The organism is Shinella sp. GW821-FHT10F02 (assembly GCF_058809275.1).
Genome location: NZ_JBXASL010000001.1, coordinates 249,705 through 261,699, shown reverse-complemented (window position 1 = coordinate 261,699; position 11,995 = coordinate 249,705). Strand labels below are relative to the sequence as shown.

Annotated in this window: 11 protein-coding genes; 5 read left to right on the top strand and 6 right to left on the bottom strand. The window is 65.8% G+C overall.

Annotated features, from left to right (window positions below; genetic code table 11):
- The 3 genes from AC1RWL_RS01225 to AC1RWL_RS01215 all read left to right on the top strand — a co-directional run bounded on the left by AC1RWL_RS01225 (nt 1) and on the right by AC1RWL_RS01215 (nt 3,352).
- Nucleotides 1-831 carry an XdhC family protein gene (locus AC1RWL_RS01225; protein WP_493093609.1) on the top strand — a complete coding sequence of 277 codons (831 nt, stop codon included), beginning with the start codon at nt 1-3 and terminating at the stop codon, nt 829-831.
- A 12-nt stretch (nt 832-843) separates the two neighbouring features.
- The gene (locus AC1RWL_RS01220) at nt 844-1,308 is read left to right on the top strand and encodes an SRPBCC family protein (RefSeq protein ID WP_493093610.1); all 465 of its coding nucleotides are present in this window, start codon (nt 844-846) and stop codon (nt 1,306-1,308) included.
- Nucleotides 1,309-1,444: 136 nt separating this feature from the next.
- A complete protein-coding gene (locus AC1RWL_RS01215; protein ID WP_493093611.1) occupies nt 1,445-3,352 on the top strand; it encodes a diguanylate cyclase in 1,908 nt (635 codons plus the stop codon).
- Nucleotides 3,353-3,385: 33 nt separating this feature from the next.
- On the opposite strand, the gene AC1RWL_RS01210 is transcribed toward AC1RWL_RS01215, so the two are convergent.
- A complete protein-coding gene (locus tag AC1RWL_RS01210) occupies nt 3,386-4,099 on the bottom strand; it encodes a TetR/AcrR family transcriptional regulator (RefSeq protein ID WP_493093612.1) in 714 nt (237 codons plus the stop codon).
- Between the two features lie 105 nt (nt 4,100-4,204).
- On the opposite strand from AC1RWL_RS01210, the gene AC1RWL_RS01205 reads away from it, so the two are divergent.
- Nucleotides 4,205-5,059 carry an SDR family oxidoreductase gene (locus AC1RWL_RS01205; protein ID WP_493093613.1) on the top strand — a complete coding sequence of 285 codons (855 nt, stop codon included), beginning with the start codon at nt 4,205-4,207 and terminating at the stop codon, nt 5,057-5,059.
- 138 nt (nt 5,060-5,197) lie between these two features.
- Here AC1RWL_RS01205 and AC1RWL_RS01200 read toward each other — a convergent pair whose 3' ends face one another.
- Nucleotides 5,198-6,103, bottom strand: coding sequence for an SDR family oxidoreductase (locus AC1RWL_RS01200; protein ID WP_493093614.1), 906 nt, complete (start codon nt 6,101-6,103; stop codon nt 5,198-5,200).
- A gap of 46 nt (nt 6,104-6,149) precedes the next feature.
- The gene (locus AC1RWL_RS01195; protein WP_493093615.1) at nt 6,150-6,890 is read right to left on the bottom strand and encodes an SDR family oxidoreductase; all 741 of its coding nucleotides are present in this window, start codon (nt 6,888-6,890) and stop codon (nt 6,150-6,152) included.
- 116 nt (nt 6,891-7,006) lie between these two features.
- Between AC1RWL_RS01195 and AC1RWL_RS01190 the strand changes: the two genes are divergently transcribed.
- Complete coding sequence (locus AC1RWL_RS01190; protein ID WP_493093616.1) at nt 7,007-7,903, top strand: LysR family transcriptional regulator; 897 nt, start codon at nt 7,007-7,009, stop codon at nt 7,901-7,903.
- 83 nt (nt 7,904-7,986) lie between these two features.
- Here AC1RWL_RS01190 and AC1RWL_RS01185 read toward each other — a convergent pair whose 3' ends face one another.
- The 3 genes from AC1RWL_RS01185 to AC1RWL_RS01175 are packed head-to-tail and all read right to left on the bottom strand — an operon-like array spanning nt 7,987 to nt 11,832.
- Nucleotides 7,987-9,951, bottom strand: a complete 1,965-nt coding sequence (locus AC1RWL_RS01185) for a tripartite tricarboxylate transporter permease (RefSeq protein ID WP_493093617.1) — start codon at nt 9,949-9,951, stop codon at nt 7,987-7,989.
- Complete coding sequence (locus tag AC1RWL_RS01180) at nt 9,944-10,861, bottom strand: BMP family protein (RefSeq protein WP_493093618.1); 918 nt, start codon at nt 10,859-10,861, stop codon at nt 9,944-9,946. The genes AC1RWL_RS01185 and AC1RWL_RS01180 overlap by 8 nt, the downstream gene beginning before the upstream one ends.
- Nucleotides 10,858-11,832 carry a Bug family tripartite tricarboxylate transporter substrate binding protein gene (locus AC1RWL_RS01175; protein ID WP_493093619.1) on the bottom strand — a complete coding sequence of 325 codons (975 nt, stop codon included), beginning with the start codon at nt 11,830-11,832 and terminating at the stop codon, nt 10,858-10,860. The genes AC1RWL_RS01180 and AC1RWL_RS01175 overlap by 4 nt, the downstream gene beginning before the upstream one ends.
- Between the last annotated feature and the right edge of the window lie 163 nt (nt 11,833-11,995).

Below are 11,995 nucleotides of genomic sequence, written 5' to 3'. Positions count from 1 at the left end.
ATGAACGCCCATGTCGATGTGATGGATCTCGCCAACCGCCTCAAGTCCGCCGAGGAGGCCTTCGTGCTCGCCACCGTCGTGCGCACCGTCTCGGTGACCGCGGCCAAGGCCGGCGCCAAGGCGGTGATCCGCCCGGACGGCACCATCGTCGCCGGCTGGATCGGCGGCGGCTGCGCCCGCGGCGCGGTGCTGCGCGCCGCCCGGCAGGCGCTGATGGACGGCAAGGCGCGGCTGATCTCGGTGCAGCCGAAGGAGCTTCTGGCCGAACATGGTGTGGCGGCCGGCGAATTGCGCGAGGGCATCCAGTTCTCCGCCAACATGTGCCCCAGCAAGGGCACGATGGACATCTTCATCGAGCCGGTATTGCCGCGCCCCGCGCTCGTCGTCTTCGGGGCGAGCCCCGTCGCCATGGCGGTGGTGGAGCAGGCCGCCCTGCTCGGCTTCCACATCACGCTCGCCGCACCCGCCGCCGACCACACAGAGCTGCCCGCGGCGGATGTGGTGGTGGACGGATTCGCTATCGCCGAGCCGCCGGCCGGCAAGATTTTCGCGCTGGTCGCGACGCAGGGCAGCGGCGACCTCACCGCACTCCAGGCAGCGCTTGCCCTAGAGGCCGAATATTACGGTTTCGTCGGAAGCGGACGAAAGATGGCCGCGCTCAAGGCCGATCTTTCCCGCGCGGGCATCCCGGCCGAGCGGCTCGACCGGATCAAGGGGCCGGCGGGGCTCGATCTCGGAGCCATCACGCCGGAGGAGATCGCGCTCTCCATCCTCGCCGAAATCCTCGCCATCCGCCGCCGCGACCAGCGCGGCGACGCCACCACACCCTGAAAGGACTATCTCATGGACATGAACGGCAGCGAACGGATCGAAGCCCCGGTGCAAACCGTCTGGCAGGCGCTGAACGACCCGGACATCCTGCGCCAATGCATTGCCGGCTGCGAGACGCTGGAAAAGACCTCCGACACGGAGATGACGGCGACCGTCGCGCTGAAGGTCGGGCCGGTAAAAGCCCGCTTCCAGGGCACGGTCCAGCTCCTCAACCTCGACCCGCCGCATTCCTACACGATCAGCGGCGAAGGCAAGGGCGGCATGGTCGGCTTCGCCAAGGGCGGCGCGGATGTGGCGCTCACCGAAGACGGACCGGACGCGACCCTGCTCACCTATGTCGTCAAGGCGGAGGTCGGCGGCAAGATCGCCCAGCTCGGCAGCCGGCTGATCGACTCCACGGCGAAAAAACTGGCCGCGCAGTTCTTTGCCGATTTCACGCAGAAGGTCGCAGGCGTGCAGGAAGAGGCCGCGGTTTGAGGGCTGAATGCTGCCGATCGCCCAATGCACGAGGGTCACTCAACTTTAACCCCGCGTTAACCTGACGTTTTACCTAACCGCCTATCCTGTTTGACATCGGCGCAACCGGCTAGCACGTTGTCCGCGGAGGCGAAGCGTGGGTACAGTATGGCATGATCTGCTCGCCAACATGGCGATCCTGGCACTCCTGGTTTCGATCTGGAGCAATACACAACTTCCGCGGCTCTTCCGTCACGCCGTCGTGCGGCAGCTCAGTTTCGGCCTGCTTCTGGGAACCGGCGCGATCTTGGTGATGCTGCTGCCGTTCCAGATCAGCGACGGCATCTTCATCGACCTGCGGACCACGGTGATTGCGGTTTCGGGCCTTTTCGGCGGACCGATCGCCCTGACGGTGACGACCGTTCTCGTTGCGGCCTTCAGGCTCTCTTCCGGCGGCGCGGGAACCGTGGCCGGGCTGACGGGCATCGCGATTGCCGCTGCTGTCGGCATGGCCGCCTACCACCTGAAGAAGGACCAGCGTCCTTCCTTTCCTGCCATTCTGGTTTTCTCGGCGACCGTCGCCGTCAGCGGTCTTCTGGGCTTTCTCGCGCTGCCGCGCGACACGTTGATCGCCATCGCGCCCACAGTCCTGCTGCCGACGACGATCATCGTCTTTGCCTCCACCCTGATGATCTCGCTTGCAATCGCCAGCGAGCTTCGCCGGCGGGAAATGACGCAGAAAAACCATATCTACAAAGTCGTCATCGACAGCCTTCCCGACTGCCTGAACGTGAAAGACGTCGAAGGACGGTTCATCGTCGCCAATCCGGCGACGGCTTCGCTCATGAAAGCAACGGATTCGAACGCCCTTATCGGAAAATCCGATTTTGACTTCTATCCGGCCGACATCGCCCTCAAGTTCAAAGCCGACGAGGAGAAGGCGGCACAGGGTGAAACGTCCTACGTCATCGAGCAGCAGGTGACCCACCGGGACGGAACGATCGCCTGGCTTTCGACGCTCAAGTCACCGCTGCTGGACGAGAACGGGCACGTCACGGGCGTCATCACCCACAATCGCGACGTGACCGCCAAAAAGGAGCTTGAGACGGCGCTCGCCGAAAGCGAGCGCAAGGCGACGGCCGCGCTGACGAACATGGCCGACGGCCTCGTCATGTTCGACGAGAACCTCAACGTCGTTTTCTGCAACGAGCAATATCGGACGATGTTTCCCCTGACGGCGGACCTGCGCGTGCCGGGCACGCCGGCGGCATCCATCCTCTATGCCTCAATCGCGCGCGGCGAACTCATCAACATCCCCACGGACAACGTGACCGAATGGGTCAATACCGCCGTATCCCGCCTGCGCAGCCCCGGCACGGTGCAGTTCCCGCTCTTCGACGGACGCTGGATCGAGTCCAGGACGAATCCCGCGCCGGACGGCACATGTTTCGTGGTCTGTTCGGACATCACCGACGGCAAGCAAAGCGAACAGAGGCTGCGCGATCTCAACATGCGGCTGGCGGAACTTGCCGAAACGGACGGGCTGACGGGTCTGCTGAACCGACGCGCCTTCGACACCATACTGGCGCAGGAAATAGCGGCCGCGGAGCGCGGAGAAGGACCGCTGAGCCTCCTGCTCCTCGACGTGGACCGCTTCAAGGCATTCAACGACACCTATGGCCACACGGCCGGAGATGACTGCCTGCGTGCGATCGCCGAGTGCCTGCGCGCAGTCGCCCACCGCCCCACCGATCGCGTCGCCCGCTATGGCGGCGAGGAAATCGCGTTGATCCTGCCCGACACGCCGGAGGAAGGCGCGCTCACCCTTGCCCACAAACTGCGCAACCGCATCCGTGCGCTGGAGATTGCCCATACCGGCAGCGAGAAAGGCATCGTGACCGCCAGCATCGGCGTGGCGACGCTCACCAACCATACGATCGGGCCGGATGCCGGCCGGCTCGTCCTGCGCGCCGATGAAGCCCTCTATCTAGCCAAGGCGTCCGGTCGCGACTTGGTGCGCGCATGGGAGCCCACCAAGCCGCACCTCGTGAAAACAAAGGGGTAGTCAGCCGCCTCCTTGGGCACCCGAAGGCCGCCACTATCCTCGGTCCGCAATCCTCTGCAACATCTCCTCCAGGAGAAGGCGCTCGCCCGGCGACAGAACGGCAACCTCGTCCAGCCTGGACCGCAAGGCGGTGGCGATGCTTGAAAGCTCGCTGCCATTCTTCAGGGGGCGCCCCTCGATAATCTGCGAGAACACCGCCTCGCGCGCGGCATCCGCCAAATCGCCTCGCTGATCCGGTGCCTTTGCCAAAAGGGAAAGAACGCAGCCGATTCCTGCCGCATGAACGAGATCGACCGCATGTTCTTCGCTCACCCGAAGACGCCCGAGGCGGGCAAGACGGCCGACCTTTTCCCGCAGCACCGCCAATCCGGCAAGGGTCACTTTTGATGGCGGATTCGGGTAGGTCGTCCGGATCAGGTTGAAGATCGCCGGATTGGCGAGACCGAACGCGATATAGTCGTCCCACCCCCTGCGCATGTCTTCAACGGGATCGGCCGCCGGTTCGCGCCGTACCTTCTCGGCGATGTAGTTTGCATAGGCCCCTTCCGCCACGGCATCGAGAAGACCTCGTTTGTCGCCAAACAGGCGGTAGATGGTGGGTGCCTGGACGGACGCAGCGTCCGCCACCGCCCGCGTGGTCGCCGCCTCCTCCCCGCCCGCCGCCACAAGGCGGGTAGCCGCGGCGAGAATGCGCGCTCGCGTATCGCTGGGTTCATCTGCGGGAGAGGGAAATTCATTCGTCGCCATGGGCCGATTTTAGCAGCGATTGTTAGCGGCGCTATCAGAAACTTGATTTCAACGATAATCACTGTTATCACCGTTGCGTTATCATCGCTAACAAGAGGTAGAATCATGATTGTCGTAACGGGCGCCACCGGAAAGCTGGGCCGTCTGGTGGTTCAACACCTGCTCGAACGGGTTCCCGCCGAGAGGATCGCGGTCAGTGTGCGCGATCCCGGCAAGGCAGCGGCGTTCTTGCAGCAGGGTGTGCGGGTGCGCCATGGCGATTTCGCACAGCCGGACAGCCTTGCCAGTGCATTCGAGGGTGCAACGCAGGTGCTTGTCGTCTCATCCAACGCCAGCGCCTATGGCGGGGACTCGAAAGCGCAGCATCGCGACGCCATAGCGGCGGCGAAGACCGCGGGCGTGCGGCGCATCCTGTATACGAGCCATATGGCCGTAAGCGCGACGTCGGCATTCCTGCCGATGCATGTGCATGCGGCGACGGAAACGATGTTGCAGGAGTCCGGCATGGCCTGGACGGCCCTGCGCAACGGCTTCTACGCCGAGAGCGCCCGGCAAATGACCGCCGATGCCGCAAGGACTGGAGAGGTCGTCGCACCCGAGGACGGAAAATTCTCCTGGACCGCCCACGAAGATCTGGCGGCGGCCGCTGCCACCATCCTCGCCGAGGAAGGCCGCTTCGACGGCCCGACACCGCCTCTGACAGCCCCGGCCGCGCTGGATTTCACGGACATAGCCAATATCCTGAGCGAGATTTCCGGGCAGACAATCACCCGCAGGACCCTGCCGGATGACGAATTCGAGCGGCTTCTTGCAGCCCGCGGCCTCCCCCCGGCCGTGATCGCCATCACGCTCAGCATGTATCGTGCAGCGCGTGCCGGAGAGTTCGCAAGGACGGATCCCACGCTCGGCAAGCTCCTGGGGCGCGAGCCGATCTCCGCAAGGCAAATCCTTGCAAGCTAAAAAGGCGCCGGTCGAGCGCCGGCGCGCCCGCCCCGGCAACCGACCGGCTTGAGGACGGTACAAGGGATTGCGGCGGTGCCGGAAAGCGTGCTCGCAGCCACTCCCCACATATCGTCCCGGCACCGCATCATCAGGGCATCAGCTCTTCCTTGCAGGCGTCAGAAGATCGCCGAGCCCGACGCGATGCAGCATTTCGGCGCGCAACCGGTCGAGAACGCCAAACCCGATATTCGCGCCGTCTTCGGTCGGGTCGTAGTGGATACGGAACGGCCGCTCTCCGAACGGTTTGTCGACCACCTCGACAATGAGGTCGGCAACCGGCGCCGGCTCGGCGTGCTCGGGAACGATATCGGCAAAAGCCCTCTGCACCGTCTCGCCGAAGCCGGCATAAGGGCCGTCCGCCTCATATTCGGCAAGCCGGGCCTGATCGGCCGGGCGGCCGGAACGGGCAAAGTGGTTGGTGCCCCTGGTGAAGGCGCCAGGGACGACGATCGTCGTCTCGATGCCCCACCGGCTGAGTTCGCGGGCATATTGCACGGCGAGTGAATCCATCGCCGCCTTGGCGGCGAAGTAGGGCGACAGGTACGGCGGGGTGCCGCCAGCCGAACTGGAACTCGATACCCACACCAGCAGGCCCTCGCGACGCTTGCGCATATGCGGCAGGGCGGCGCGGTTGACCCGCTGCGTGCCGAGCACGTTGACGTCGTATTGCTGGGCGAACTGTTCGGGCGTGAAGGCTTCGGCCGGGCCGAACATCATATGCCCGGCATTGTGCACGACAACGTCGATCCGGCCGCTCTCGGCGATGATCCTGTCGATGGCCGCATCCACCGAGGTTTCGGACTGCACATCGAGTTCGAGCGGTCGGAGGTCGATGCCGTCCCTACCGGACAGTTCGACCATATGGGCGGCATTGCCGGCATTGCGACCGGCGACATCGCGCATCGAGGCATAGACGGTGTAGCCGGCGCGGGCGAGGGCTTCGGCGGTCAGCCGGCCGAAACCGCTGGACGATCCGGTGACAAGGGCGATTTTCCTGCTCATGGGTTGATCCTTTCGTGTCTTGAAGTTGCGTGGGCGGGAGGCGGGATCAGATGATCCCACCATTGGCGCGCAGCACCTGGCCGTTGATCCAGGCACCATCCGGCCCGGCAAGGAACGCGACCGCGTTGGCGATGTCTTCCGGTTGGCCGAGACGCTCCAGCGGTGCGAGCTTTGCAAGTGTGTCGACGACGGCCTGCGGCTTGCCGTCGAGGAAGAGCGCCGTCGCCGTCGGTCCCGGTGCCACGGCGTTGACGGTGATGTTGCGGCCGCGCAGTTCCTTGGCCAGTACATGCGTCATTGCCTCGATGCCGGCCTTCGTGGCCGCATAGACGCCGTAGCTCGGCTGGTAGAGGCCGACGACGCTGGACGACAGGTTGATGATCCGGCCGCCGGCGCGCAGTCGCCGCGACGCCTCGCGCATCGTGTTGATGCTGCCCTTGAGGTTGATGGCGATCTGCCCATCGACGAAGGCTTCGTCGCTGTCCGCGATCGTGGAGAGCTTCATGATGCCGGCATTGTTGACCAGCACGTCCACCCCGCCAAGCGCTGCCGCCGTCGTGTCGAACATACGGGCGACCGCAGCCGCGTCGCTGACATCGGCCTGCGCCGCAAGCGCCCTTCCCCCGGCGTTCTCGATACGGTCGACAAGCTCTCCCGCAGCCTTCGCGCTACCGGCATAGTTGACCACGACGGTGAAGCCGTCCCGAGCGAGGCGCTCGGCGATCGTAGCGCCGATGCCGCGCGAGGCCCCGGTGACGATCGCGACCCTGTTGTCGATGTTTGCCATTTTCGTTCTCCTTCATGTGATGCGCCGCAGCGCGTTTTCGATGAGGAGAAGATGGACCCTTGCGCCCTGCAGATAATCGGGCATGATCCGCCATCACTTGACGGGAATAGCGAACAATGGACCGGTTCGAGTCGATGCGGATTTTCGCGCGCGTGGCCGAGAGGCGAAGCTTTACGCTGGCCGCCGGAGACCTCGGCATTCCGCGCTCGACCGCGACGGATGCGGTGAGATTGCTGGAGCGCAGACTCGGCGTCCGCCTTCTGGAGCGCACCACGCGCGTGGTCAGGCCGACGCTGGACGGCGAGGCCTATTACCAGCGCTGCATCAGGCTGCTCGCCGATCTGGAAGATGCGGAGGCCGGCTTCAACAGAGCCAGACCGTCCGGCCTTCTGCGCGTCGACCTGCACGGCACCCAGGCACGGTATTTCCTTCTGCCCGGCCTGCCGGATTTCCTGGAGCGCTATCCCGATATCCAGCTTCATATCAGCGAGACCCACCAGCCGATGGATATCGTGCGGGAGGGATATGACTGCATCGTGCGCGTCGGCGCGCTGTCGGATTCCACCTTGATCCAGCGCAAGCTCGCTGAACTCGAACGGGGCACGTTCGCCAGTCCGGGTTATCTTGTGAAGTTCGGAACGCCGCGCACGCTGGACGATCTGAAGGACGGCCACAGGATGGTGGGCCTGCTTGCCCCCGACATGCCGTCGGTTACCCACCTCGCGTTCGACATCAACGGCGAGATCCGCGAGATGCTTTTGCCAGCCGTCGTCACCGTCACCGGGGCGGAGACCAATGTTGCCTCGGCCTGCGCCGGGCTCGGCATCATCCAGGTGCCACGCTACCGGGTCGCTTCAGAGGTCGCGGATGGCGTGCTGATGGAAATCCTCGCGAACACGCCACCCCCGCCCATCCCGGTCCACGCCCTCTATTCCCACACACGCCAACTCTCCCCGCGCCTGCGCGTATTCCTCGACTGGCTGACGCAGCAGTATGGGCGGACGCGGGCTTGATGCGGAGTGATGGTCGACATTTAGACGCCGCGACGACGAGCGGCCGGCCATCAACCTACCGGGATGTAACCTGAAAAAACAGTTCAGGCCGTCCTCCCATGCGTTTGGCGGCGGATAAGCGCCCGCCAGCGGGCCGCCGGCATCAAAGCTGTGACAAACAACAGGAGCGCCGCAGCGAGCAGCAGCGCCGAGCCGGGCCGTTCCAGCAGCACCAAGGCATCGCCCCGCGACAACAGCATGGTGCGGCGAAAATATTCTTCCATCATTGGCCCGAGCACGAAGCCGGTGAGAAGCGGCGCGGACTCGAAGCGGTAGAGCCTGAGACCATAGCCGATGAGGCCGAAGACCAGCGCCGTCCAGACGTCGAACAGGCTCGTGTCGATGCCGTAGGCGCCGATGCAGATGATGACGACGGCGGCGGGATAGAGCACGGACGGCGGGATGCGCAGCAGCCGCACCCAGAGGCCGATCAGCGGAATGTTCAGCACCAGCAGGAAAACGTTGCCGATGAGGAAGCTGACCACCAGGCCCCAGAAGAGGTCCGGATGTTCCTCGATGATGCGCGGGCCGGGCGTGATGCCGTGGATCATCATGGCGCCCAGCATCAGCGCCATCGTCGGGCTGCCGGGAATGCCGAGGGTGAGCGTCGGGATGAAGGAGCTTTGCGCCGCCGCGTTGTTCGCCGCCTCCGGCACGACGACGCCCTCGATGGCGCCCTTGCCGAAGTTTTCGCGGTTGGGCGAGATCTTCTTTTCCAGCGCATAGGCCATGAAGGAAGAGACGACCTGACCGGTGCCCGGCAGGGTGCCGAGGATGGCGCCGACCAGCGAGCCGCGCAGCGCCGGGGCGGTCGAGCGTTTCGCCTCCGCGCGGGTGGGCAGCATGTCCTTGAGGTGGAAGCGGCCGGCAAGGCCTGCCGGCGCGGTTTCGCGGATTGCCGTCATCACCTCCGAGACGCCGAACAGGCCCATGGCGACGACGCCGAGATTGATGCCGTCGCGCAGTTCCAGAATGCCGGCGGTAAAGCGCGTCTCGCCAGAGGTCATGTCGAGCCCGACCGTGCCGAGCAGCACGCCAAGCAGCACCATCATCGCCCCGCGCACCGGCCCGCTGCCGGAAACCACGGCGGCCGAGACGAGGCCGAGCAGCATGATGGCAAAATATTCCGCAGGACCGAACAGCAGGGCGAAACCGGCCAGCGCCGGCGAGGCCAGCGCCATGATCGTGATGCCGACCAGCGCACCGCAGAAGGAGGCGATCGCCGTCATGAACAGCGCGACGCCCGCCCGGCCGGCCCGCGCCAGCGGATAGCCGTCGAGGCAGGTGATCGAGGACGAGGGCGAGCCTGGAATGTTGAGCAGGATCGAGGCGATCGAGCCGCCATATTCGTTGCCGTAATAGACGCCGGCGAGCATGACCAGGGCTGCCGCCGGCGGCAGGTGGAAGGTGATCGGCAGCAGCATGGCGATGGCGGCGAGCGGCCCGATGCCCGGCAGCACGCCGACTGCCGTGCCGAGGAACACGCCGGCAAGGCAGAGCACGAGGCTGAGCGGCGTCGCCGCCGTCGCAAAGCCGAGCGCGAGATTGTGCAGGAGATCCATGTCAGACCCCGCGCAGGGGGGGACGGGAAGGTTCAGCAACTGGATGAACAGCAGCCAGACGAGCGGCACGGCCGCCGCCGAAAAGATCAGGCGTCGGCGCCAGCCGAGGCCGCGCGCCGCCAGCGTCGTGGCGAAAGCGCCGACGAAGGTCGCCGGCAGCACGCCGGCGAGCGGCGTCAGCAGCGCGAAACTGGCAATGCCGAACGAGACGGCGGCGACGGCCGGCGCATCGGCCGCCTCCGGCATCACCGGGCGGACGAGATCGGCGAGAATGGAGCAGGCCGCGAAGAAGACAAGGCCGAGGCCGGCGAGCAGCGGAAAGGCGCCCGGCCCGAGCCGCCGCGCCGTGCCGAGATCGAGCCCCGCCAGCGCGGCGGAGACGAAGGCGGCGCCCGCCGCGAGCAGGACGAGGTTGCCCGCCTGTGCCTTAAGGCTGGCGCTAGGCATGGCTCAGCTCCAGCGTGAATTCCGGCCCGGCATAATCCGTCGCCACGAAAACCTCGCCCGCCGCGACGGCGTGCGCCAAATCCTCGATCTCTGCGGCAAGCGATGCCGGCACGTCGGCGGCAAGGCGCAGCCCCACATAGGCGCCGTCGGCAAGGCCGAAGCGGCGGATATCCGGCGGCTGGCGGCCGGCGAGCATGTTTTCTATGGCGTGGGTGACGCAGAGGTCGATGCGCGCTTCGGCGGAGGCGATAAAAACATCCGGGCGGAGGGCGCACCAGTCGAGCACATTGCCGATCTGCCGGGCGCCCGCGACGGCGCAGGCATCGATCGCCCCCTGCCGGCCGCCGTTCAGCATGGTAAACAGCACGTCGGCCCCTTCGGCGATCTCGGCGCGCGCCCAGCGGCGCGTCACGCCATTGTCGTCCTGGCTGCCGCAGAAGGCGGTAAGCACCCGGACATCCGGCGCGGCATGGCGCACACCGGCGACGAAGGCCGCGCGGCCCTTCAGCCCCGGCCGCACGCGATGGCCGGAAAGGTGCGCCACCGTGCCGGTCCGCGTCGTGCGTGCGGCAAGGTGCCCGGCGAGAAAGGCGGACTGTTCCTGCAGCACGTCGTAGCTGGCGACATTGCCGCGGGAGACATGGCCCTGCACGACCGCGAAACGCTTTTGCGGAAACTCTGCCGCGACCGGCGGCAGGGCGGCATCGCCCTGCCCGCCGACGAAGACCAGGCCATCGAGATCCGGCAGCACCCGCCGCATGGCGGCCTGCATGGCGGCCGGCTCATAGGGAATGCCGTCGAGGATCGTCACATCGAACCCGCTTTGGCGCGCCGCGCGCGCACCGACATGGCCCGAGGCGTTGAAGCCGGTATCCTCAAGCGTGCCGACGAAAAGAACACCGATCCTCATTGGCCGCGCACCGCCGCGACCGGGGCCTTCCAGGCGGCATATTGCGCGGTGACGAAATCGGCGAAGCGACCGTCCGCCTTCGCCGTCACGTCGATGCCCCAGGCCGAGAACTGGGCGGCGACCTCGGGCTTTTCGAGCGCACGCTTCACCGCCGCATCGAGCTTTTCCGCAATGGCCGGGGAAAGGCCGGCGGGCGCGCTGATGCCGAGCCAGTTCTCCGCATCGAGGTCGTAACCGAGTTCCCGGAAGGTCGGCACGTCGGGCAGCGTCTTCAGCCGCTCCTTCGCACTGACGGCGAGCGGTACGGCGACGCCCTCCTTGACCAGCGGCAGGTTCTGCGGCACCGCGTCGAAAATCGCGCCGATCACGTCGGCGCGGAAATCCAGCACCATCGGGCCGGAGCCCTGGTAGGGAATGTGCTCGATCGACACGCCGGCCAGCGTCTTGAAACGCTCGGCGACGACATGCCCCCAGGAGCCGACGCCGGAAGACCCGTAGTCGAGCACGCCGGGCTCGGCCTTGGCCGTCGCCACGAAGGCCGCGAGATCGGCGATGTTGCGATCCTGCCGCACGAAGAGGCCGAGATGCGTGCCGCCGATATAGCTAACATGGGTGAAATCGGCGACCGGATCATAGGGCGCATCAGCAAGCAGCGAGGGCGCGATGGAGAACGGCGTGAGGTTCGACAGCATCAGCGTGTGGCCATCGGCGGCGGCCGCCTTCAGCGCGCTTGCGGCGATGGTGCCCGCCGCGCCCGGCTTGTTTTCGACAACGAACTGCTGGCCGAGATCTTCGGAAAGGTGCTGCGCCAGGAGGCGCGCGACGAGGTCGCTCGACCCGCCCGGCGGGAAGGAGACAAGGATATGCACCGGCTGCGTTGGCCAGTCCGCGGCGACGGCGGGCAGCGCCGCCGGCAGGCCGGCCAGCAGCGAGAGCATCAGGGTTGACTGTAGAAAACGGCGGCGGCGCATGGCGATCTCCTTTGGGAACTGAAGAAATCGTAGCGCAGGTCCAGTAGGCTTGAAACCATAATTTCACATGTTTTCCATATTTTTTATAGACTTCTCAAATCGCGCCTATATTTTCCTCAAAAAACCGCCAGACGTGAAACCACAGTTTCAAAATCCGACGCCT